The sequence below is a fragment of the Streptomyces sp. NPDC088097 genome (genome assembly GCF_044741845.1).
Taxonomy (GTDB): domain Bacteria; phylum Actinomycetota; class Actinomycetes; order Streptomycetales; family Streptomycetaceae; genus Streptomyces.
Window position 1 is genome coordinate 232,277 of record NZ_JBIUTJ010000009.1, and the last position, 21,881, is coordinate 254,157.

General features: G+C 73.4%; 22 protein-coding genes. 11 read left to right on the forward strand and 11 right to left on the reverse strand.

The window, feature by feature from the left end:
* Positions 1–171: 171 nt before the first annotated feature.
* Entirely contained in the window at positions 172–1,425 is a 1,254-nt protein-coding gene (locus ACIOD1_RS24645) for an MFS transporter (RefSeq protein ID WP_401904623.1), read from the forward strand.
* Between the two features lie 25 nt (positions 1,426–1,450).
* Here ACIOD1_RS24645 and ACIOD1_RS24650 read toward each other — a convergent pair whose 3' ends face one another.
* Entirely contained in the window at positions 1,451–1,837 is a 387-nt protein-coding gene (locus ACIOD1_RS24650; RefSeq protein ID WP_401904625.1) for a cupin domain-containing protein, read from the reverse strand.
* A gap of 49 nt (positions 1,838–1,886) precedes the next feature.
* On the opposite strand from ACIOD1_RS24650, the gene ACIOD1_RS24655 reads away from it, so the two are divergent.
* Together ACIOD1_RS24655 and ACIOD1_RS24660 are read left to right on the forward strand one after the other, a co-directional pair.
* A complete protein-coding gene (locus ACIOD1_RS24655) occupies positions 1,887–2,702 on the forward strand; it encodes an AraC family transcriptional regulator (RefSeq protein ID WP_365614383.1) in 816 nt (271 codons plus the stop codon).
* Between the two features lie 122 nt (positions 2,703–2,824).
* Positions 2,825–3,907: an esterase-like activity of phytase family protein gene (locus ACIOD1_RS24660; protein ID WP_401904627.1), complete on the forward strand. Its 1,083-nt coding sequence runs from the start codon at positions 2,825–2,827 to the stop codon at positions 3,905–3,907.
* Between the two features lie 17 nt (positions 3,908–3,924).
* Here ACIOD1_RS24660 and ACIOD1_RS24665 read toward each other — a convergent pair whose 3' ends face one another.
* From ACIOD1_RS24665 to ACIOD1_RS24675, 3 genes are all read right to left on the reverse strand, one after another.
* On the reverse strand, positions 3,925–5,295 hold the full coding sequence (locus tag ACIOD1_RS24665) for a carboxyl transferase domain-containing protein (protein WP_401904629.1): 1,371 nt from the start codon (positions 5,293–5,295) through the stop codon (positions 3,925–3,927).
* 94 nt (positions 5,296–5,389) lie between these two features.
* Positions 5,390–6,967: a GAF domain-containing protein gene (locus ACIOD1_RS24670; RefSeq protein WP_365614374.1), complete on the reverse strand. Its 1,578-nt coding sequence runs from the start codon at positions 6,965–6,967 to the stop codon at positions 5,390–5,392.
* A complete protein-coding gene (locus ACIOD1_RS24675; protein WP_365614371.1) occupies positions 6,964–8,001 on the reverse strand; it encodes a rod shape-determining protein in 1,038 nt (345 codons plus the stop codon). The genes ACIOD1_RS24670 and ACIOD1_RS24675 overlap by 4 nt, the downstream gene beginning before the upstream one ends.
* Positions 8,002–8,226: 225 nt before the next feature.
* On the opposite strand from ACIOD1_RS24675, the gene ACIOD1_RS24680 reads away from it, so the two are divergent.
* Positions 8,227–8,937, forward strand: coding sequence for a triacylglycerol lipase (locus tag ACIOD1_RS24680; protein ID WP_365614368.1), 711 nt, complete (start codon positions 8,227–8,229; stop codon positions 8,935–8,937).
* A gap of 18 nt (positions 8,938–8,955) precedes the next feature.
* Here ACIOD1_RS24680 and ACIOD1_RS24685 read toward each other — a convergent pair whose 3' ends face one another.
* Positions 8,956–9,525 carry a hypothetical protein gene (locus ACIOD1_RS24685; protein WP_401904632.1) on the reverse strand — a complete coding sequence of 190 codons (570 nt, stop codon included), beginning with the start codon at positions 9,523–9,525 and terminating at the stop codon, positions 8,956–8,958.
* A gap of 78 nt (positions 9,526–9,603) precedes the next feature.
* Between ACIOD1_RS24685 and ACIOD1_RS24690 the strand changes: the two genes are divergently transcribed.
* A complete protein-coding gene (locus ACIOD1_RS24690) occupies positions 9,604–10,350 on the forward strand; it encodes a hypothetical protein (RefSeq protein WP_365614362.1) in 747 nt (248 codons plus the stop codon).
* Between the two features lie 9 nt (positions 10,351–10,359).
* On the opposite strand, the gene ACIOD1_RS24695 is transcribed toward ACIOD1_RS24690, so the two are convergent.
* Positions 10,360–10,782: a MarR family transcriptional regulator gene (locus ACIOD1_RS24695; RefSeq protein WP_365614359.1), complete on the reverse strand. Its 423-nt coding sequence runs from the start codon at positions 10,780–10,782 to the stop codon at positions 10,360–10,362.
* A gap of 95 nt (positions 10,783–10,877) precedes the next feature.
* On the opposite strand from ACIOD1_RS24695, the gene ACIOD1_RS24700 reads away from it, so the two are divergent.
* The 3 genes from ACIOD1_RS24700 to ACIOD1_RS24710 all read left to right on the forward strand — a co-directional run bounded on the left by ACIOD1_RS24700 (position 10,878) and on the right by ACIOD1_RS24710 (position 13,382).
* Positions 10,878–11,900 carry an NADP-dependent oxidoreductase gene (locus ACIOD1_RS24700; RefSeq protein ID WP_365614356.1) on the forward strand — a complete coding sequence of 341 codons (1,023 nt, stop codon included), beginning with the start codon at positions 10,878–10,880 and terminating at the stop codon, positions 11,898–11,900.
* Positions 11,901–11,964: 64 nt separating this feature from the next.
* On the forward strand, positions 11,965–12,387 hold the full coding sequence (locus tag ACIOD1_RS24705) for an organic hydroperoxide resistance protein (protein WP_401904634.1): 423 nt from the start codon (positions 11,965–11,967) through the stop codon (positions 12,385–12,387).
* A gap of 83 nt (positions 12,388–12,470) precedes the next feature.
* Entirely contained in the window at positions 12,471–13,382 is a 912-nt protein-coding gene (locus ACIOD1_RS24710; RefSeq protein ID WP_365614350.1) for an EI24 domain-containing protein, read from the forward strand.
* A gap of 41 nt (positions 13,383–13,423) precedes the next feature.
* On the opposite strand, the gene ACIOD1_RS24715 is transcribed toward ACIOD1_RS24710, so the two are convergent.
* Positions 13,424–14,377, reverse strand: coding sequence for an NAD(P)-dependent oxidoreductase (locus ACIOD1_RS24715; protein WP_401904635.1), 954 nt, complete (start codon positions 14,375–14,377; stop codon positions 13,424–13,426).
* Between the two features lie 148 nt (positions 14,378–14,525).
* Between ACIOD1_RS24715 and ACIOD1_RS24720 the strand changes: the two genes are divergently transcribed.
* A complete protein-coding gene (locus ACIOD1_RS24720; protein ID WP_401904637.1) occupies positions 14,526–14,843 on the forward strand; it encodes a winged helix-turn-helix transcriptional regulator in 318 nt (105 codons plus the stop codon).
* Here ACIOD1_RS24720 and ACIOD1_RS24725 read toward each other — a convergent pair.
* Genes ACIOD1_RS24725 through ACIOD1_RS24735 form a run of 3 tightly spaced genes read right to left on the reverse strand, consistent with a single transcriptional unit; the run spans position 14,818 to position 17,359 of the window.
* Entirely contained in the window at positions 14,818–15,534 is a 717-nt protein-coding gene (locus tag ACIOD1_RS24725; RefSeq protein ID WP_365614344.1) for a carbon-nitrogen hydrolase family protein, read from the reverse strand. The two genes, ACIOD1_RS24720 and ACIOD1_RS24725, sit on opposite strands and share 26 nt — an antisense overlap.
* A gap of 4 nt (positions 15,535–15,538) precedes the next feature.
* Complete coding sequence (locus ACIOD1_RS24730) at positions 15,539–16,729, reverse strand: low temperature requirement protein A (RefSeq protein ID WP_365614341.1); 1,191 nt, start codon at positions 16,727–16,729, stop codon at positions 15,539–15,541.
* A gap of 54 nt (positions 16,730–16,783) precedes the next feature.
* A complete protein-coding gene (locus ACIOD1_RS24735; protein WP_365614338.1) occupies positions 16,784–17,359 on the reverse strand; it encodes a TetR/AcrR family transcriptional regulator in 576 nt (191 codons plus the stop codon).
* 154 nt (positions 17,360–17,513) lie between these two features.
* Between ACIOD1_RS24735 and ACIOD1_RS24740 the strand changes: the two genes are divergently transcribed.
* Positions 17,514–19,961: a glycoside hydrolase family 3 protein gene (locus tag ACIOD1_RS24740; RefSeq protein WP_401904641.1), complete on the forward strand. Its 2,448-nt coding sequence runs from the start codon at positions 17,514–17,516 to the stop codon at positions 19,959–19,961.
* A 145-nt stretch (positions 19,962–20,106) separates the two neighbouring features.
* Here the strand turns inward: ACIOD1_RS24740 and ACIOD1_RS24745 are convergent, their stop codons facing one another.
* Positions 20,107–21,009 (reverse strand): GDSL-type esterase/lipase family protein, encoded by a 903-nt coding sequence (locus ACIOD1_RS24745; RefSeq protein WP_365614332.1) that lies wholly within the window; start codon positions 21,007–21,009, stop codon positions 20,107–20,109.
* A 249-nt stretch (positions 21,010–21,258) separates the two neighbouring features.
* Here ACIOD1_RS24745 and ACIOD1_RS24750 point away from each other — a divergent pair, with 249 nt between their 5' ends.
* Complete coding sequence (locus ACIOD1_RS24750) at positions 21,259–21,753, forward strand: DUF3145 domain-containing protein (RefSeq protein ID WP_365614329.1); 495 nt, start codon at positions 21,259–21,261, stop codon at positions 21,751–21,753.
* Positions 21,754–21,881 lie beyond the last annotated feature (128 nt).

Consider the following 21,881-nt stretch of genomic DNA (forward strand, 5'->3'; position numbering starts at 1 on the left):
GGAGGCGGGAAGGGTGCGCCGATTCGGTCAAATGTCCGGTGATAGTGGCGAGTTACCGGCCGGAACGAGCCGGGCCCGGGGCTGCCGGTCCTGGAGGGGAAAGCGTTGCGGGTGTGTGAACGGTGCGAGCTCCTGGACCGGTCCGCCGGCGGGCGGTGGTTATCATCCGCTGTGACTGGTACGACCTCCCCTCCCCGGCCCAAGCGGCGGATATTCGCCGACCTGACCCCTTTGCGCACCTCCGCCCACTACCGGCGGCTGTGGGTCGGCGGCACCATCTCCTGGTTGGGCCAGGCGATGACCGCCCTGGCCATATCCCTCCAGGTCTACGAGATCACCGGCTCCAGCTTCTCCGTCGGGCTCGTCGGCCTCTTCTCCCTCGTCCCCCTGGTCGCCTTCGGCCTCTACGGCGGGGCCATCGCCGACACCGTCGATCGGCGCAAGCTCGGCCTCTACAGCTCCACCGGGCTCGCCGCCCTCTCCGCCGCACTGGCCACGGCCGCGCTGCTCGACTACCACCGGGTGTGGCTGCTCTACACGATCGTGGCGCTCCAGGCCGTCTGCGGGGCGCTCAACGGACCCGCCCGCTCGGCGATGATCCCGCGCCTGCTGCCGGCCGAGCAGCTCCCCGCCGCCAACGCGCTGAACTCCGTCACCATGACCACCGGGTTCATGGCGGGCCCGGTGCTGGGCGGGTTGATCGTCGGCTGGTGGGGCTACCAGGCCGCGTACCTGATCGACGCCGTCACCTTCGCCGCCGCCCTGTACGCGATGTGGCGGCTGCCCTCGATGCTGCCCGAGGGACGTCAGGGGCGGGCCTCGGTGATGGACGGACTGCGCTTCCTCGGGACCCGGCCCAACATCCGGATGACCTTCTTCTCCGACCTTGCCGCCATGGTGCTGGCCCAGCCGCGGGCGCTCTTCCCCGCCATCGCGGGCCTCTGGTACGGCGGCGACGCCAAGACGGTCGGCCTGCTGGTCGCCGCCCCCGCCGTCGGTGCCCTGCTGGGAGGGCTGTTCTCCGGCTGGCAGGGGCGGATCAGGCGGCACGGCCTGGCGATCCTGATCTCCGTCGCGGCGTGGGGGCTGGCCGTGGCGGCGTTCGGGATGACCCGGAACCTCTGGGTCGGCCTGTTCTTCCTGGCCGCCGCCGGCTGCGCCGACACCGTCTCCATGGTGTTCCGCTCCACGATGATGCAGGCCGCGACCCCCGACGCCATGCGCGGTCGCCTCCAGGGCGTCTTCATCGTGGTCGTCGCCGGTGGACCCCGGCTCGGGGACTTCCTCGCCGGCACCGTCGCCGAACTGGCCTCCCCGACCGTGGCCATCACCGGCGGCGGCCTCGCCTGCGCGCTGGTGCTGGCCCTGCTCGCCCTGCGGTGGCGCGCCTTCGCCCGCTACGACGCCCGGTCCCCGCAGGCCTGAACCCCGCCCGGGTCGGGGCCGGGGCTCAGGCGCCGACCGTGGCCCGGGTGCGGTCCCCGCCCCGGTCGCCGGTGTTGAGGGTGCCGGCCCGTTCGAACAGCAGGATCGCCGTCTCCTCGGGCGCGGCCGGGCAGTGTTCGACCCCGCGCGGGACCACGTACAGCTCCCCGGCGCCCAGGACCACGTCCCCTTCGCGCAGCCGGATCGTCAGGGTGCCGCTCACGACGAGGAACATCTCGTCGGTGTCCTCGTGGGAGTGCCACACGAACTCCCCCTGGATCTTCGCCGCCTTGACCTCGTAGTCCCCGACCCGGGTGACCAGGTGCGGGAGCCACTGCTCGGTGATGCCCGCGAACATGCTCTCGATGTCGACCTTCGCGCCGACTCCGGTGATCTTCTCCGTGTTCGTCATGAGGGGAGAGTGCCGGGCGCCGCCCGGACCGGTCTTGTACGTTCCTGACATGCCCCCCTCCCGTCCGCAGAGCACGGTCCGCGCCTGGCGGCCGCCGGTCACCGGGATCAGCGAGGTCTTCCACGCCCGCTTCACCGAGCACGCCTACCCGGCTCATGTGCACGACACCTGGGCCCTGATGGTCCTCGACGGCGGCCGGGTGGACTTCGCCCTCGACCGGGAGCGGCACGGCACCGGGGTGTCGCAGGCGGTGATCCTGCTGCCGCCCGGGGTGGTCCACGACGGGCGCACCGTGACCGAGGCCGGATTCCGCAAGCGGGTGCTCTACCTAGACTCCTCCGTCCTGCCCGGCCACCTCACCGGAGCCGCCGTCGACGCCCCGCTGCTCGCGGACGGGGCGCTGCGCGAGCGCGTGCACGGGCTGCACCTCGCGCTGGAGGAGCGGGACCCCTTCGAGGCCCAGTCGCGGCTGGCCTTCGTCGGCGAGCGGCTGCGCGGGTGGCTGACGGGGCGCGGTCCGCAGGCGGCGTACGAGGCCCCGAGCGCGCGGGTCGCCGTACGGCTGCGCGAGCTGTTGGACGCCCGGGTCGGCGAGGGGATCACGCTGGAGGAGGCCTCGGCGCTGCTCGGCGGGATCCACTCGACCCGCCTGATCCGCTGTTTCCGGCGGGCCTACGGGCTGCCGCCGCACGCGTACCTCGTCGGGCGGCGGGTCGCGCGGGCGCGGGAGCTGCTGTTGGCGGGGACGCCGGCGGCCGAGACGGCCGTGGCGGCGGGATTCCACGACCAGGCGCACCTGACCCGGCACTTCGGACGGCACGTCGGGACCACCCCGGCGAAATTCGCCCGATCCGGCCGGATGTGAACGGAAGTTGGCAGGTTCTTTTCCATCTGGTTGCCGGGTCTTCCGGATTCTTTCGATTCGCCATATGACAGTTCGGCAGTCTCACCCTCAGCACGACCAGCCGAACCAGGAGGAAGGCCTTCATGCGCCTTCGTACGCTCGTCACCACCGCCGTGGCCACCTCCGTGGCCGCCGCGGCGCTCACCGGAGCACTCGCCCCGCAGGCCGTCGCGGCCCCCGAGGGCAGGGACGACCGGGCCTGCTCACCCCACCTGTCGGTCGGCGGATTCTCCGACTCCCTCGACAAGAGCCTCCTGGACGGCAAGCTCGTCGGCGGCATCTCCGGACTCTCCCTGGACCGTGACGGCAAGGTCGCCGCGATCTCCGACAAGTCCGCGCTCTACACGCTGAAGGTGGCCCGGGGGAACACCCCGACGGCCACGGCCACCGCCCGGCTGCCCCTCACCGACGGCGCCGGGAAGGCCCTCGACTCCGAGGGCGTGGTCGTCGACCGGGACGGCACCTACCTCGTCACCGACGAGAACGCCCCCGCGATCCGCCGCTACGACCGCACCGGCCGGCTGCTCGCCACGCTGCCGATCCCGCCGGCCTTCAAGCTCGCCCCCGAAGGCCGGGCCACGGTCAACCAGACCTTCGAATCGCTGACCCTGCTGCCCGGCGGACACACCCTCGTCGCCGGGGTGGAGGGCCGGCTCGCCGGCGACGGCGTGGACTCCCGGGGGCGCACCCTCCAGCGGATCCAGACCTGGGAGCGGGGCCGGGACGGGCAGTTCGTCCTCGGCCGGCAGTTCGCCTACCCCGTCGACCCCGCCCACGGCCTCGTCGAGCTGGCGCTGACCCGCGACGGACGGCTGATCGTCCTGGAGCGCGGCTTCACCCGCGAGTTCGCCATCACGGTCCGGCTGTACGTGGCCGACCCGCTGGGCGCGAGCGACACCTCCGGGGTGCAGGCGCTGACCGAGGGACCGAAGCTGCGGCCCGCGCGCAAGACCCTGATCGGCGACCTCAACGACTGCCCGACGCTGGACGCGCCGTCGAAGCTGCCGCAGAACCACCCGCTCGTCGACAACATCGAGGGCATGGTCGCCACCGACCACCAGGGTCTCGACCGGGTGCGGCTGCTGCTGGCCTCCGACGACAACGAGTTCCCGCAGCAGATCACCCGCCTCTACACGCTGGACGTGAAGCTGCCGCGCCGCTTCTAGGGCCTGGGGCCTGGGGCCTAGGGGTTGTCGGGTGTCCGTCGCGGGACCACGCCCCGCGCCACTCCCAGGGCCACCAGGTCCTGGGGGCGGACACGGAGTTGGTCGGCGGTGGCGTGGGCCTCGGAGGCGGGGCGTTTGAGGATGGCCGCCGCCGGTTCCGGGGCGATGACCGAGAAGTAGCTGTCCGGGGTGACCCAGGTGTTGCCGGGCGCGGCCAGGGCGAGCGCCCCGCCGGAGCCGCCCTCGCCGATGAGGAGGGTGGTCAGCGGGACCGTGGCCGCCGCGAGCGCCGCGAAGGCGTCGGCGATGGCCGGGCCGGCGCCGGCGTGCTCGGCGGCGGCGTCGTTGGCCGCGCCGGGGGTGTCCACCAGGGTCAGCACCGGGATCCCGAGCCGGTCCGCGAGGCGGATCACACGGGCCGCCGTACGGTAGCCCGCCGGGCGGGTGGCGGTGCCGCACTGGGCCGCGTACGCCACGGCCCGGCCCTCGCGCAGCCCGAATCCGCACATCACGCCCTCGTCGACACCGCCGGCCCGGTCCCCGCGCAGGGGCAGCCGCAGCCCGAAGTACGCGTCCAGGTACGCCCCCGCGCGGGGGCGGCCGGGGTCACGGGCCTGCCGGACGGCCTCCCAGCCGGTCTCGGGGAGCACCGTGTCCGCGAGCGCCGCCGGGGGTTCGACGGGGGAGGCGGAGCGGGGCGCGGCCAGCACGCGCAGCCAGTCCGCGACCGTGCCGGGCAGCTCCCGAGCGGGCACGAGGGCGTCCACGTGGCCCGAGGCGTACTGCCCCTCGGCGGTGTACGCCGCCGGATCGGCGTCCGCCGGCCGGACGCGGGAGCCGGCGAAGCCGACCTGGGCCCCGGGCAGCGCGAGCACCACGTCGGCGCCCGCCCCCAGGGTGGCCCACCCGCCACCGGTGGTCGGATCCCGCAGCACCGCGATCTGGGCCAGGCCGGCGGCCCGGGTCAGGACGCCCTGCCGGGCCACGCGCTGGAGCTGCGTCAGCGCGACCATGCCCTCCTGCATCCGGGAGCCGCCGGTGGCGATCAGGGACACGAGGGGCAGGCGGTGCGCGCGGGCGTGCGCGTAGGCCGCCTCCAGACGGTCGCCGGTGCGGTGGCCGAGGGACCCGCCGAGGAAGCCGAACTCGAAGGAGATCACGGCGGCCGGTCGGCCGCCGATGAGGGCGGTGCCGGTGACGACGGACTCCGTCTCGCCCGTGCGGGAGGCTGCGCGGGCGCGGGATGCGGCGTAGCCGTCCCAGTCGAGGGGGCCGTCGCCGTCGTGGTCGCCTTCGCCCGACTCCGTTTGGGGGGCGGGGAGTTCGACGAAGGTGTCGGGGTCGGTGAGGGCGGCGAGGGCCTCGCGGGCCGAGAGGCGGATGATCACCGGCCCACCCTAGCTCCAGCCCCCGGCCGGGGCGGGTCCGTCCCGCTGCGCGGGGCTCGCCCCCGTGCCGCCGCGCCTCAAGGGTCGGTGGGGGTCAGAGGGGGGATTCCCAGGTCACCGTCGTGCCGGTGGTGCCCGACTCCGTGCGGCCGTCGTCGGAGACCGTCAGGCGGACGCGGGAGGGGGTCGCGTCGATCTCGACCTCGATCGAGGCGATCTCGCTGCGGCGGTGGGCCGCCGCCAGGGCGGTGCGGAGCGTGGCCAGCAGGGCGCCGGTGACCGGGTCCGGGAGGAGCGCGTCCACCGCGCCCGCGAAGTGCACCGACGGCTGGAACCCCAACAGGACCGCCGCTCCGCCGGTCTCGCGCAGGACCCGGCCCCGGAAGGTCGTCGGGGCGTCCGTCGGCGGCTGTTGGAGGGCGAAGATGGCGGTGCGGACCTCCTGGATGGTGGAGTCCAGCTCGTCCACGGCCCGGCTCAGCTCCTCGCCCACCGTGTCCCCGGCCGGCGCGTTGGAGGACCGCCGGCGGGTGCTCTCCAGCATCATCTCCGTCGCGAACAGCCGCTGTACGACCAGGTCGTGCAGGTCCCGGGCGATCCGGTCGCGGTCCTCGTAGACGGCGAGCTGCTCGCGGTCGTGCTGCGCGTTCGCGAGCACCAGCGCGAGGGCGGCCTGGGAGGCGAACTGCGAGGCCAGCAGCCGGTCCACCGCGTCGTACGGAGCCCCGCCCCGCGCCCTCGGCAGGGCGAGGGTGCCGATGAGTTGGCCGCCGCTCTGCAGGGGCAGCATCATGCTGGGGCCGAAGCGCTCCCGGACGTGGGTGGTCATCCGGGGATCGGTGGCCGAGTCCTCTATGAAGACCGGCTCGCCCCCGAGGAGTTGGACCAGCACGGGCGATCCCGGGGCGATGGCCGTGCCGACCAGGTCGCCGGGGTCGCCCTGGGTGGAGGCGGCGACGATCTCCATCCCGCCCTCCGGGGTCGGTTGGAGGACCACGCCCGCCGCCGCGTCCGCGAGCAGCCGGGCCCGTTCGGCCACGCACATCAGCGCGTCGGCGGCCGGGCGCCCGGCCAGCAGGGTGGTGGTCACGGCGGCCGCGCCCTCGATCCAACGCTCCCGTCGGCGCGCGGTCTCGTAGAGCCTGGCGTTGCCGATCGCTATGCCGGCTTGCGAGGCCAGGACCCGTACCAGCGCGAGGTCCTCCTCGGTGAAGGCGCCACCGCCGCGCTTCTCGGTGAGGTAGAGGTTGCCGAACACCTCGGTGTGCACCCGGATCGGCACGCCCAGGAAGCTCCGCATGGGCGGGTGGCCGGGCGGGAAGCCCACCGAGCGGGGGTCCTTCGTCAGGTCGTCCAGCAGCAGCGGCCGGGGGTCGGTGATCAGCGCGCCGAGCACGCCGGAGCGGCCGTCCGGCAGCCGGGGGATCGCGGCCCGTTCGGCCTCGCTCATGCCGGTGGTGAACAGCCGGGTCAGGCGGGCGCGCTCGGGATCGACGACCCCGAGCGCCGCGTACCGGGCCGCGCACAGCTCGGCGGCGGAGTCCACGATGTGCTGGAGGGTGGAGTGGAGTTCCAGCTCGGAACCGACGCTGAGGACCGCTTCCAGCAGGACGGGCAGGCCGGACGCCGAGGCGTCCGGCCCGCCCTCCTCGGGGTCGGGGTGCCGCGTCATCCGGCCAACGGGTTGAGAACCATGGGGGCGATCTTTCCTTCCAGCATCGCGCCGAGGCCGAGCACGGCGCAGATGTCGGGCCGTTCCGCGATCGCCACGGGCATCCCGGTGGCGTCCCGCAGCATCTGGTCGAGGCCGGGCAGCAGGGCGCTGCCACCCACCATCATGATCCCCCGGTCCGTCAGGTCCGCGACCAGGTCCGGCGGGCAGTCCCGCAGCACCTTGCCGATGCCGTCGAGGACGGCCGTCAGCGGGGTGTGGATGGCGTCCCGCACGGCCGCGGTGTCCACCTCCACGGAGCGGGCGAGACCCGTGGCCACGTCGCGCCCGTGGATCACGGTGGAGGTCGGGCCGCCGGGGGTGAGGCCGTTGCCGTGGAGGGCCAGCTGGAGCGGGCGGACCGCCTGGCTCGGGAGCAGCAGCTCGTGCGCGTGGCGCAGGTGCTGGACCACCGCGTGGTCGACCGCCTCGCCGCCGACGGGAATCCGCTGGGCGGTGACGATCGAGCCGAGGGAGAGGACCGCCACCTGGGTGGCCGCCGCTCCGCACACCATGATCATCGTCGCGGTCGGCTGCTCCACGGGCAGGCCGCAGCCGACGGCCGCCGCGATCAGGGTGTCGACGAGTTCGACGCGGCGGGCGCCGAGCCCGACCAAGGTCTCCACGGTGGCGCGCTGGGCCAGGGGGTCGGCGTCGTGCGGGGTGCAGGCGGCGGCGCGCAGCCGGGGCTTGCGGCGCAGGGCGCGTCGCAGTTTCTCGCCCAGCAGGTGACGCAGCATCCGCTGGGCCATTTCGATGTCGACGACGGTGCCGCCGGACACGGGGCGCACGACCCGGATGTAGTCGGGCGTGCGGCCGGTCATCCGTTCGGCGAAGGTTCCCACGGCGATGAGCGCGCCGGTGCGGGTGTTCACCGCGGCGACGCTGGGCTCGTCGACGACCAGTCCGGCGCCCTTGACGTACACGCGGGTCCTGGCGGCTCCCAGGTCGACGGCGACGTGGCAGCGGCGCAACTGCTCAAGACTGACGGTCACGGCAGATCCTCCCGAGAGCACTGACGCAAGAAGAGCGGACCGACGGGCGTCGGTTGCATTTCATATCTTCTCGGGTAAATGGGTCATTCTGCCCGTTGAGATGCTCCGGGTGGGGTGGGGCGGGCGCGGCGGAGGTGCTGCACGGGGGTGGATTTCTGTACCGACAGGCACGACGATGCGCGCACCGTCCACGCTACTCGCGCGTAACAAGGTAAAGGGGAACCGATGCTGACGCCCCGCCAGAGACTCCTGGCCCTCCTGACCCTGTGCCTGGCCCTGCTGGCGCCCTTTCCCGTCCATGCCGCGGAGCGGGCGGCGCAGTCGGGCGCCCGTGCGGGCGTCGCCCGCAATCCGGTGGTCTTCGTGCACGGTTACAACGCCGACCCGGGGGTGTGGGGCTCGCTGCGCGAGGACCTGCGCGCCGACGGGTACACGGACGCCGAGCTCTTCTCCTGGGGCTACGACACCCACCAGTCCGTCAACGAGGTGCTCTCGCCCCGGCTCGCCGCCTACGTGGCCGAGGTCCGCCGGCAGACCGGAGCCGCCCGCGTGGACCTCGTCGGTCACTCGTTCGGATCCCTCGTCAGCCGCTGGTACGTGAAGTTCGGCGGCGGCGCGGGGAGCGTGGACCACTGGGTGTCCCTGGCCGGCCCCAACCACGGCACCTCCACCGCCTGGGCCTGCGCCCTGTGGGACCAGGCGTGCAGGGACATGACCCCCGGGTCGTACGTGGTCAAGAACCTGGCCGCCGGGGACGAGACCCCGGGGGCGGTCAAGTACGCCACCTTCTGGTCGAACTGCGACGAGGTGGTCAACCCGGACGACAGCGTCCCGCTCACCGGGGCCCTCAACACCCCCGTCGGGTGCCTCAAGCACAACGACCTGCTCGGGGACGACGCCACCTCGGCCGGCGTCCGCGCCTTCCTCGGGTCCTGAGCCGCGTCCCGAGCGTTCCTAGGCCGCGTCCCGGACCCGCTGGAGCAGGCCGTACGTGAACTCCGCCGCCATCGCACGCCCCGACGCCGTGAAGGCCAGGCCCCAGCGGGTCGGGGCGCTGCCCTCCAGGGGGCGGGCCGGCGCGAAGGCGCGGGCCACCTCGTCCACCGTTGCCGACCAGGGCCGCAGGTCCCCGGCCGACTCCAGTACGGGGCCCCGCGCGCCCGGGGCCCGCACCAGCCACTGGTTCCACACCGCCCCGTTCCGCGCGGCCAGCACCTCGAAGCGCAGGTCGGGCCAGAGCGACACCGGCCACAGCAGGGCCTCGCACTCCAGGTCCCCGATCCGGCGGGGCTCCGCCGACTCCGGCGGACCGAGCACCGACCGGTAGCGGGCCAGGGCCCCGCGGGCGCGCGGCGAGCGGACCATCGCCTGCCAGCGGCGATTGGCCTCCCGCTGCTCGGCGAGGCTCGCGCCCAGCCGGCGCCGGGCCTCGTCGGCGAGGTCGGGCTGGAAGTCCGCCATCCTGCGCAGCAGTACGAGCTGGAAGGCGTCCGGCCCGAAGGGGGTGGTGGGGGTCCCGGTCATGGAGGCAACGATTCCACACAGGATCCTTACGTTCCCGGAATAGTGCTGTTGCCGAGGACGGCATAACCTGCGGGCGCCATGAACTACTGCCCCGAATGCCAGAGGCACCTCAACGGCGCGCTCGCGTGCGCCGGGTGTGGAACGCCGGCCCAGTACCTGATGCCCGCGGCGCCGGTGATGCCGGCTCCCGCCGGGCCCTCCCCGACGCCGGCCCTCGCCGACGCGTTCGCCGACTCCCTGGTGGTGCTGTCCACCGCGCAGGGGGGCCGGGCCGGCACGCGCCGGCGCGCCGTCACCCAGCGCAGGAGGCGCCGTACGGTGCTGACCGTCGGGCTGGGTCTGCTGCTCGCCACCGGAGGATCGATGGCGGTGGCCCGCATCGTGACGGACGACGAGGGTGTCGACCGCGCCGCCGAGGTGGTGCTCACCGACGACGCCGGTCCGAAGGCGCCCGACGCCCTGCCGAGCCTGGACGGGGCGCCTGCCGCGCCCTCCGCCCTCCCCTCGGCGAAGGCCTCCGGGGTCGGTGCGAAGACGGCCGGGCCCGGGGGTGGCGCGAGCGGGTCGGCGAAGCCGGGAGTCGGGGAGAGCGCCTCCGCTCCGGGGGCGGGGCCGTCGGCCACCGGCCCCGGCGGCGGGGAATCCGTACGTCCCGGGAAGCCGGCGCCGCCCGCGCCGGGCCCCTCCGCGACGACGAAGGCGCCCGGGGTCACCCCGCGGCCGAGCCCGACGAAGACCAAGCCCGGCCCGAAGCCGAAGCCGACGCCGAGCCCCACGCCGACCCAGGAATGCGGCTTCTTCGACTGGAACTGCTGGCTCCAGTGACCCGGGCGGTCAGCCCAGCATTCGCCGGAGCAGGTCCCGCAGGGCGCTGCGCTCCTCGGCGCTGAGCTCGGCCAGGGGCTCGCGGGCGAAGTCGAGGGACTCGCGCAGCCGCTCCGCCGTGCGCAGCCCCTCCTCGGTGGGAGCGGCCAGTTTGACCCGGCGGTCGTCCGGATCGGGATGGCGCGCGACGAGACCGCGCAGTTCCAGCCGGTCGACGATTCCGGTCACGTTCGACGGCTCGCAGCGGAGTTTCTTCGCTATCCGCCGCATCGGCAGCGGCTCCAGTGCCAGCATGGTCAGCACCCTCGCCTGGGCCCCGGTGAGCTGGTGGCTGGCCGCCGCCTCCTCGTACTCCGTGTGGTACCTGGCCACGACGTCGCCGATGAGTTCGACGACCTCGACGGTCACTGGGTCTGCGCGACGACTGGGCATGGCATCAGGGTACCCATTTACTTGACAACATGAAATATCCAGGCGCATGGTTGTTTCACGTCATGAAGCTTTTTTCCGTGCGTCAGGAGCACCCCATGTCCCAGATCCCCGCCGTCAGCCGTGAGTGGCACCTCGTCCGCCGTCCGCAGGGGTGGCCCGTCGCCGAGGACTTCGCCCTGCGCGAGGTACCGGTCTCGGCGGAGCCCGCGTCGGGCCGGATCCTGGTCCGCAACCTGCACATGTCGGTGGACCCGTACATGCGCGGTCGCATGAACGACGCGAAGTCCTACATCCCGCCCTTCCAGCTCGACGAGCCGATGCAGGGCGGTGCGGTCGGCGAGGTCGTCGCCTCCGCCGCCGAGGGCTTCGCCGTGGGCGATCACGTCCTGCACAGCCTGGGCTGGCGCGAGTACGCCGACCTCGACGCGAAGTACGCCACGAAGGTCGATGCCTCCCTCGCCCCGCTCTCCGCCTATCTCGGCGTCCTCGGCATGCCGGGCCTGACCGCCTACGCCGGGCTCTTCGAGGTGGCCTCCTTCAAGGAGGGCGACGCCGTCTTCGTCTCGGGTGCGGCCGGTGCCGTCGGCAGCCTCGTCGGCCAGTTCGCGAAGATCAAGGGCGCCTCCCGGGTGATCGGCTCCGCCGGCTCGGACGAGAAGATCAAGCTCCTCACGGAGAAGTACGGCTTCGACACCGCCTTCAACTACAAGGGGGGCCCCGTCGCCGACCAGCTGCGCGAAGCCGCTCCCGACGGCATTGACGTCTACTTCGACAACGTCGGCGGGGACCACCTCGAAGCGGCCATCTCCTCCCTGAACGTGCACGGCCGCGCCACCCTGTGCGGGGCCATCGCCGGCTACAACGACACCGAGCCCGCCCCCGGCCCGCGCAACCTGATGGCGGTCATCGGCAAGCGCCTGCGCCTTCAGGGAATCCTGGTCGGCGACCACGCCGGACTCCAGCAGCAGTTCGTCCAGGACGTGGCCGGATGGCTGGCCTCCGGGGAGCTGCACTACGACGAAACGGTCGTCGAGGGCGTGGAGAACGCCACCGAGGCCTTCATCGGAATGCTGCGCGGAGCGAACACCGGAAAGATGATCGTTTCTTTCACCGGTTAGGCTCACTGCACGCCGCCGCGATCGTGGGCGCGAGTCGCGGCGATTCACCTGGAGGATTTTCTTCATGTCCATCACGCAGTCCGACGTTGCCTACACCGCTGTCGCCACCGCCGAGAACGGCCGTGACGGCCGCGTCGCCACCAACGACGGGCAGCTCGACGTCGTCGTGAACCCGCCGAAGGAGCTGGGCGGCAGCGGCGCCGGCACCAACCCGGAGCAGCTGTTCGCCGCCGGCTACAGCGCCTGCTTCCAGGGCGCGCTGGGTGTCGTCGCGAAGAACGAGAACGCCGACATCTCCGGCTCCACCGTCACCGCCGAGGTCGGCATCGGCAAGAACGACGAGGGCTTCGGCCTGATCGTCAAGATCTCCGCCGTGATCCCGAACGTGGACGCCACCACCGCCAAGGACCTCATCGAGAAGGCCCACCAGGTCTGCCCGTACTCCAAGGCGACCCGCGGCAACATCACGGTCGAGCTCTCCGTCTGAGACCTCCGCCCGAGCGCGCCGAGCGCTCGCGACAAGGCCGCACCCCGTACCCGGGGTGCGGCCTTCGCCGTAAACTGGGCGCCATGCGTGATCTTGCGGGGGGATTCCGGTACCTGGCGGCCGGACAACGATGGGTGTTCCGGCACGGCCGTTGGCTGGGCTTCGGCCTGCTGCCGGGCCTGGTCTCGCTGCTGCTGTACGCGGCGGCGCTGACCGGTCTCTCCTACGGGGCCGACGACTTCACGGCCTGGGCCACGCCCTTCGCCTCGGACTGGTCCTCGCCCTGGCTCGGGCTCTTCCGCGGCTTCCTGACCGCGCTGGTCTTCTCCTTCGGGCTCTTCCTCGCGGTGATCACCTTCACCGCCGTGACCCTGCTCGTCGGCCAGCCGTTCTACGAGTCCCTCTCGGAGCAGGTCGACCGCAGCGAGGGCGGCGAGGTCCCCGAGTCGGGCCGCTCGCTCTGGCAGGACCTGTGGATCTCGGCCCGCGACAGCCTGCGACTGCTGCTGCGGGTGCTGCTCATCGGGATCCTGCTGTTCGCCCTCGGGTTCGTCCCGGTGATCGGGCAGACCGTCGTCCCGGCGATCGGTTTCTGCGTCTCCGGGTTCTTCCTCACCCAGGAGCTGACCTCGGTCGCCCTCCAGCGGCGCCGGATCGACCTCGACGACCAGCTGGCGCTGCTGCGCGGGCGGCGCGCGCTCGCCCTCGGCTTCGGGGTGCCGCTGGTGCTGGCGTTCCTGGTCCCGCTGGTCGCCGTCTTCCTGATGCCGGGGGCGGTGGCCGGGGCGACCCTCATGGTCCGCGACCTCACGGCGGAGGGGGCCGAGGGCGGCGAGCGGGCGGGGGAGGAAGCCGAGCGGGCGGCGGAGGACGGCGAGCACGCCCCCGGGCGGCCGGGTCCGTACGACGGGAACAACGGGGCCCCGGCCCCGGCGTCCGCCCCGGCCCAGGGCCCCGCCTCCGGCTTCGGCCCGCCGCCGCCCTCGTTCCCGTAACGCCCCGTCGGTCCCGTGCGCCCGACGTCACCGGGCCACCCTCAGCGTGCCGCGCGGCGCAGCAGGGTGATCGCCCCGGCCGTGTCCTCCCCGGAGTGTGCGGCCGGATCGGCCTCCAGGCGCTCCCGCATCAGGTCCAGGTACGGGGAGATCAGCTCGGCGCTGACGCCCTGGTCGGCGGCGGTGCGCAGCAGGGTCGCGCTCGCCGCGACCTGCATGCCCAGTTGGGAGACCACCTCGGAGGTGAAGTCCCGCGAGGTGAGGCGCTCGGCGGCGTCCCCGGCGAAGAAGCCCATGGCGCCGAGCCACTCGGACAGCAGCGGCGCCAGGTCCTTCGGGGCGATGTCCTCGCCCTCGATCAGGGCGTAGGCGTGCGAGATCCCCGCGAACAGCCCGTACATCGCGCTCAGGAGCGCCACGTCGTGCAGGGCCGCGTGGCCGGGGTCCTCGCCGACGAAGCGGGCTCCGGCCGGGACCTCCAGCACCGTGCGGTGTTCCTCGACGAGGGCTCGGGAGCCGCTGTAGAAGACGTAGGCGCCGGCTTCGGGAACGCCGATCATCGTGGGGGTGCCCATGATCCCGGCGTCCGCGAAACGGGCCCCGCGCTCCTCGGCCCAGGCGGCCCGCGCCCGGCCCTCGGCGGGGGTGCCGGTGGTGAGGTTGACCAGGTCCTTCCCGGTGAGGTCGACGCCGTCCAGGACCGCCCCGATGCCGGCGTCGTCCAGCAGGCACAGGACGACGAGGTCGTTCGCGGCCACCGCCCCGGCGGGACTCGGGGCGAGACGGGCGCCCTCGGCGACCAGGGCCTCGGCCTTGGAGCGGGTGCGGTTCCAGACGGTGACGGCGTGCCCGGCGGCGAGCCAGGTGCGGGCGAGGGCCGTGCCCATGTCGCCGAGTCCGAGGAGGGTGAGGGACCGCTTGTCCGGATGCGGTGAGGTGTGCCCCGCCGTGTGCAGGGGGCTCTGCGCGTGCTGTGTCGTGTGCGTGTCGGTCATGCCGTTTAGCCTGGTGGCAGGCCGTCAGGCACTCAAGTACGCACTTCGGAGTGGGTGAGTTACCCCGGGGTGAGTGAGCAGGTGGGAGGGGTGGGCGATGGCTCAGGCCAGGAGGCCCGGGGCGGATCACTGTGGGGTGGCCGCGGCCATGTCCGTGATCGACGGCAAGTGGAAGGTGTCGCTCCTGTGGGAGCTGGAGCAGTGTCCGCGCCGCTTCGGGGAGCTGCGCCGCCTGGTGTCGGGGGTCTCCGAGAAGGTGCTCACCGCGCAATTGCGCGAGCTGGAGAGGGACGGCCTGGTCCACCGCGAGGTTTTCGGTGAGGTCCCGCCGCGCGTGGAGTACTCCCTGACCCCGTTGGGACAGGAGCTGAACGCGGCCCTGGAACCGCTGGGGGCGTGGGGCTCCGGGCAGCTGCTCGCCGACGCCGCCCGAGCGGAGGTCAGCCCGCCGGGACCTCGGCCGTGACCACGCCCGGGGTGTGGCCGTCGGCCTCGGCGAGCAGGGTGGCGCCGGGGGCCCAGACGGCGGAGCCGCCGCAGCCCGTCCAGGGGCCGGCGGGGCCGACGTGGTTGGCGAGGACCACGTACAGGCCGTGTCCGGCGGCGATCCCGGGGTGGATGGCGGCCCGTTCGGCGACCCCGTCGCCGGTGCCGTAGAGGGAGCTCGCCAGGTGCACCCGGCAGCCGTCGGCGGCCGCGCGGCGGGCGAGGTCCGGGAAGTGGTTGTCGAAGCAGATCCCCAGCGAGAAGCGGAGCCCGTCGAGCTCGAAGCGCCCGTCCGCGGAACCCGGGGCGAAGACGTCGCCCTCGTGCCGGTAGAGGTGCTGCTTCGCGTACGTGGTCAGGTGCGCGCCGTTCGCGTCGTACACCAGGGTCGCGATCGCGGGCAGGGGGCCGTGGGTGCGCAGGGCGACGTTGACGGCGGTCGCGGTCCCGGCCGAGCGCAGCGGGTCCAGGCGGGGGTCGTCGGCGCCGTCCACCCACAGCCCCGGGTCCCGGGCCACGGCGTCCAACTCGTATCCGGTGAGGGTGAGTTCCGGGAACACCACCAGCTCCGCGCCCTCCTCGCGGGCCCGGACGGCGAGTGCGGCGGCCCGGTCGGCGTTGGCCGGGACGTCGGCGGGAACACAGGTCAGTTGCGCGGCGGCGATCTTCATGTGATCAGGGTGCCGGCTCGCCCGACCGGGAGCGGCCGGCGCGGGCCAGGCGCATCTCGATGAGGTTCAGCCCGGTCACCACCGCCGCGAGCACCGCCAACGCGGCCAGGGCGGGCAGCAGCAGGGCCGCGGGCAACAGGACCAGCACGACGGCGGCCGTCACCGGCCGGGTCACCGACCAGGAGCCGAACAGGCGCCGGCGGGTGTATCCGAAGGTGGCGAGGTAGAGGGCGCAACCCCCGTAGAGGAGGGCGCCCACCCCGAGGGAGAGCCGCTCGCCCGGGTGGGCGACGGCCTCGGCCATCCCGACGGCCACCGCGATGATCGAGGCGATCAGCGAGAGGTGCCCGTACGAGAGGACCTGCCGGGCCACGTCGGCCCGTACGGCCGCCGTCTCCAGGCCGTGGCGGACCGCGCTCGCCGCGAGGTGGAAGTACACCCACCACAGGGTGCACACGAGGACGAAGGCCACGGCGACGGCGGTCAGGGAGCCGGCGCCCAGCTCCGGCGAGGTGGCCACCGGGGCACCGACCGCCACGATGGACTCGCCCAGCGCGATCATCACGAACAGCCCGAACCGCTCGGCGAGATGGCCCGGGTCGAGGTTCAACCGGACCATGTTGCGTCGGGTCAGCCGGGGCGCGACCAGGTCCACGGCGGCGGCGAGCGCCCACAGCCCGATCCGGGCCCCACCGTCGAGGAAGGCCCCGGCCACCAACAGCGGGCCGCTGACCAGCACCGACAGGGTCACCGGAGTCGGGGTCAAGCGCCTGCTGCGGGCGTGGGCGAGGGCCGCGAGCACCAGCCGGGCACAGAAGTAGGCGCCGGCGAAGAGGAGTCCGCGGTCCCCGAAGGCCTCGGGGACCGCCAGCGCCATCATGAGGCCGCACAGTCCGGCGGCGAAGAGGGCGAGGCGGTTCGACGGCCGGTCCGCGTCGCTGGTGTTGGAGCGGATGGTGTTGCCGACCCACACCCAGTAGATCGGCACGAAGACGACCAGCGCGCGTCCGGTGCCGGCCCAGCCGTGGTCGTGGTGCAGCAGCAACGAGACCTGGGTGACGGCGAAGACCAGCACCAGGTCGAAGAACAGCTCCGACCAGGCGACCTTCTTCTCGACCGGCTCGGCCCGCCCCTCGGGCTCGGCCCGCTCCTCCGCCTCGGCCCGCGCTGCCCGCTCGGTCTGCTCCGACTCCACTGCGTCTCCCCCCGGTTGGCGTCCTGGGACAGGATGCCCGCACCGGGGGGCGGGTCATGCCCCGGGACCCCTGAGAAGAGTGAGGAAGGACCGGAACGCGGCAGGCATGTCCACCGATTCCGGGTCGAGCAGCCACTGGTACTGGAGCCCGTCCATCACCGCCGTCAGCAGGGGGGCCGCCTGCTCCGGGGTGAGGCCCGAGGGGAGCGTCGCGCCGAACTCGGCGCGGAGCACGGCGGCCATTTCGAGGCGCACCTGGGCATAGCGCTCGGTGAAGAACCCCCGCGCCGGATGGCCGTCGGTGACGCTCTCGCCGAGCAGCGCGGAGAAGGTCTGGACGATGCCGGGGCGCATGGCGTTGTAGTCCACCAGGGAGGCCAGGAGGTCCAGCCGCCAGGAGTCGGCGGAGGCGCGCGAGCCCCCGCCGGTGTCCCACCGGTCGCGTTCGGCCAAAACGGCGACGAGGAGGCTCTCCTTCGTCGGGAAGTAGTGCAGCAGTCCCTGCTGGGTCAGGCCCACGCGCTCGGCGACGGAGCCCAGGGAGGCGCCCCGGTACCCGCGCTCCGCGATCACCTCGACCGCGGCGCGGACGATCTCTCCGCGCCGTTCCTCGCTCTTCGCCCTGGCCATCGCCCGGCACCTCTCCTCGTTCACGCCCGCCAGCAGGACCGTACGTCATGCTGACATCACGAAAAGATTACAACCCCTACCGTTCTACAGGGAGTGGGTCCACGATGGGGCCCACACGCACCGCACGCACCGCACTCAACGAGGAGGCACGGCCGTGACCGATGCCGATCAGGTCCGCGAAGAAGCCGTCGAAGCGGCCTTGGGCAAGCTGGATCTCGACACCAAGACCCGTCTGCTGGCCGGCCGGGACATGTGGTCCCTGCCCGCCGTCCCCGAGATCGGCCTGGGTTCCCTGGTCATGTCCGACGGGCCCATCGGGGTCCGGGGCGTGCGCTGGAGCGCGGACGACCCCTCGATCGCGCTCCCGTCCCCGACCGCGCTCGCCGCCGCCTGGGACCCGGAGCTGGCCCGCCGGGCCGGCCGCCTACTGGCCCAGGAGGCCCGCCGCAAGGGCGTGCACGTCCTCCTCGCGCCCACCGTCAACCTGCACCGCTCCCCGCTGGGCGGGCGCCACTTCGAGTGCTACTCCGAGGACCCGTACCTCACCGGCGCCGTCGGCGCCGGCTACGTCAACGGGGTCCAGGACGGCGGAGTCGGCACCACCGTCAAGCACTTCGTCGGCAACGACGCCGAGACGGAACGCTTCACCATGGACAGCGTCATCGCCCCGCGCCCGCTGCGGGAGCTGTACCTGGCGCCCTTCGAGGCCATCGTCGCCAACGCCCACCCCTGGGGCATCATGACGGCCTACAACCGGGTCAACGGCGTCTCGATGACCGAGAACCAGTACCTGGTGAACGACGTCCTGCGCGCCCAGTGGGGCTTCGACGGCTTCAACGTCTCCGATTGGATGGCCGCCCGCTCCACCACCGGAGACATCGAGGGCGGCATGGACGTGGCCATGCCCGGCCCGCAGACCGTCTACGGTCCCGCCCTCGCCGCCGCCGTACGGGCCGGGGAGGTCGCCGAGTCCACCGTCGACGCGGCCGTGCGCAACGTACTGCGCCTCGCCGCCCGCGTGGGCCTCCTGGAGGGCGCCCCCGCCGCGGTGGCCGAGCCCCCCGCCCCGATCGACGGACAGGCCCTGGCCCGGGAGCTGGCCGCCCGGGGGTTCGTCCTGGTGCGCAACGAGGCGGGCGCGCTGCCCCTGGACCTCTCGGCCGGGCACAGCGTCGCCCTCATCGGGGCCGCCGCCCGCGACGCCCGCATCCTCGGCGGAGGCTCCGCCACCGTCTTCCCCGAGCGGGTCGTCTCCCCGCTCGACGGGCTCACCGCCGCCCTCGGGGCGCTGCCCGGCGTCGACCTCACCTTCACCCTCGGCGCCGACCCGAGCGACGAACCGGTCCCGGCCGACAAGGGCTTCGCCCTGCGGGCGGTCTGCCGCGACGCCTCCGGGGCCGTCATCGGAGAGGGCGCCCTGCCCAGCGGCCAGGTGCAGTGGATCGGCGACGACCTGCCCGAGGGCGCCACGTACGAGACGATGGCCTCCATCGAGGTCACCGGCCGCTTCGTGCCGCGCGAGAGCGGTGAGCACGCCTTCGGCACCCGCGGACTCGGCGCCTTCACCCTCGCCGTGGACGGGGAGACCCGCTGGGACGGCGTCCAGCAGATGGGCGACGAGGCCGACCCCTTCGAGGCCTTCTTCGGCGCCCCCAACGAGCGCGCCCGGATGGTCCTGACCGAGGGCGAGCCCGTCGAGGTCTCGCTGACCTACCAGGTCCCCGACATGAGCGCGCTGCCGCTCAAGGCGATCATGTTCTCGCTGCTCCACCTCGGGCCGCAGCGCGACGCCGACGAGCTGATCGCCGAGGCCGCCTCCGCCGCCCGGGCCGCGGACACCGCCGTGGTGGTTGTCGCCACCACCGACCGAGTCGAGTCCGAGGGCTTCGACCGCGGGGACCTCGGGCTCCCGGGCCGTCAGGACGACCTGGTACGGGCCGTGGCCGCCGCCAACCCCAACACGGTGGTGGTCGTCAACGCAGGCTCCCCGGTCGAGCTGCCCTGGCGCGAGGAGGTCGCCGCGGTCCTCCTGACCTGGTTCCCCGGACAGGAGGGCGGGGCCGCGCTGGCCGACGTACTCCTCGGGGACGCGGAGCCCGGCGGGCGCCTGCCCACCACCTGGCCCGCCGTCCTCGCGGACGCGCCCGTCACCGAGGTCGTCCCCACCGAGGGGCGCCTGGAGTACGAGGAGGGGCTCCTCATCGGCTACCGGGCCTACGAGGCCCGGGGCGTGCGCCCCGCCTACCCCTTCGGGCACGGCCTCGGCTACACCGACTGGACGTACGAGTCCCTGGAGGCGGGCGCCGACTCCGTCCGGGTCCGCCTCGCCAACACCGGGTCCCGGCCGGGCCGCGAGGTGGTCCAGATCTACCTGGCCCCCCTCTCCGACACCGAGGAGCGTCCGAACAGCTGGCTCGCCGCCTTCGCGGGCGTCGAGGCGGGCCCCGGGCAGAGCGTGGAGGTCGAGATCCCGCTGCCCGCCCGCGCCTTCGAGATCTGGGACGAGCCGACGAACGGCTGGCGGCGGATCGGCGGCTCCTACGAGGTCCGCGCGAGCCACTCCCACGCCGAGACCCGCCTCACGGCCACCCTCGACCTCTGAGCCCCGCCCCGGCACGACACGCCCCGTGAGGGCGCCGTATCGAAATGGCCGGAAATCACCGCTGAAGCGGCCCCTGAGACCGGACCGGGGGCGGGCCCTGACACCCGCCCCCGGTCCCGCGCACGTTCGTCCCGAGCCCCCCGTGTCAACGCGGGGGCTCGGCCGCCGTCACCTGGCGGTGCGCCAGTTCCGCGAGCCGCGCCTGACCGTCCTTGCCCGGGTGGAACCAGTCCCAGCGACTCAGCTGCTCCGTCGCGAAGGGGTACTGGAAGACCGCGCCCCCGTCGTAACGGCACTTGTCGTCCTTCGCGCAGACCTCGCGCAGCACCTCGTTGTACTCGACGACCCGCGCCCGCACCCGCTCCCGGCGGGCCGTGGCGTCCGAACCCGCCGACAGCGGGTCGGCCAGCATGGACTGACAGATCCCCAGCTTCCAGATCTGCCGCACCATCGGCGCGTCCTTGCCCTGCTCCCACAGCCGCTGGAGGTCGGGCACGGAGGACACGTACACCTGCGAGTCCGGCGAGGCCTCCCGCAGTCCCTTCAGGGCCCGCTCGAACCCGTCCCGGAAGTCCGCCACCGAGGTCATCGACGAAGCCAGGGGCCTACAGGCGTCGTTGGAGCCCACCATCACCGTGACCAGGCCCGGCTTGTGCTGCGCCGCCGAGGCCAGCTGCCCCGGGAGGTCCGCCATCCGTGAGCCCGTGGCCGCGTAGTTCCAGCTGTGCGCGGGAGCCTCGGCCTCGCCGAGCAGCCGGGTGGCCAACGACCGTACCCCCGGGTCGCTCCCGGTGGCCCAGGAGACCTCCGGGCAGTCGGCCAGCACCGAACAGGCGTCGAAGCCCCGGGTGATGGAGTCCCCGACGGCGGCGAGCGAAGCGGGCGCCGTGTTCCAGCGCGGCACGGCCAGGGCCCCGCGCTCTCCCGCCGAGGGCTTCTCGCCCCCGCCCCCGTCGCAGCCCGTGACCGCCGCGGCGAGCACGGCCACCGCCGCGCCCGCCCCGACGAAGGCCCGGCGCACGCGGCGGCGCGGAGCGGTGGTGCCCATCGGGTGGTCCCTCCCTCGTCGCCCGTGCCCTTTCGGGGGCGTCCTGCTGAGTGAATGCGCGGTGTTCGGCGCCTATGGAGCGACCGTACGTCACACCATGACCCCCGGCGCACGGTAGCTTTTTCCCGTGGCGTTTCGGCCGCCAGTGACGTAGCGCAATGTCAAATAATTTCCGTTACATTACATCACGTCACATACTGTCCGTTTTCTGGAGTTTATTCCCGACCTCGTCCCATATTGGAGGTCCAGGTGACGACACGTGGAGTTCTGTACGTGCACTCCGCACCGCGCGCGCTCTGCCCGCACGTGGAATGGGCGGTGGCGGGGGTGCTCGGAGTGCGGGTGAACCTCGACTGGATCAGGCAGCCCGCCTCCCCCGGAACCTGGAGATCCGAGTTCTCCTGGCAGGCCGAGGCGGGCACCGCGTCGAAACTCGCCTCCGCCCTGCGCGGCTGGCACCTCCTGCGCTTCGAGGTGACCGCCGAACCCTGTCCCACGGCCGAGGGGGAGCGCTACAGCTCCACCCCGGAACTCGGCATCTTCCACGCCGTCACCGGCATGCACGGGGACATCCTGATCCCCGAGGACCGGCTGCGCGCGGCCGTGGCCCGCGCGGCGCGCGGCGAGACCGTTCTGGAGGCGGAGATCGCCAAGCTCCTCGGCAAGCCCTGGGACGACGAACTGGAAACCTTCCGCCACGCGGGAGAGGGCGCCCCGGTCCGCTGGCTCCACCAGGTCGTCTGAGCCGCCCCGGCACACGAGAGGGGCCCCCCCCCCGGCGGGGGGGGGGGGGGGGGCCCCGCGGGGGGGGGGGGGGGGGGCGCCCCGGGGGGGGGGGGGGCCGGGGTGGGGGCCGCCGCCGCAGGGGGTGT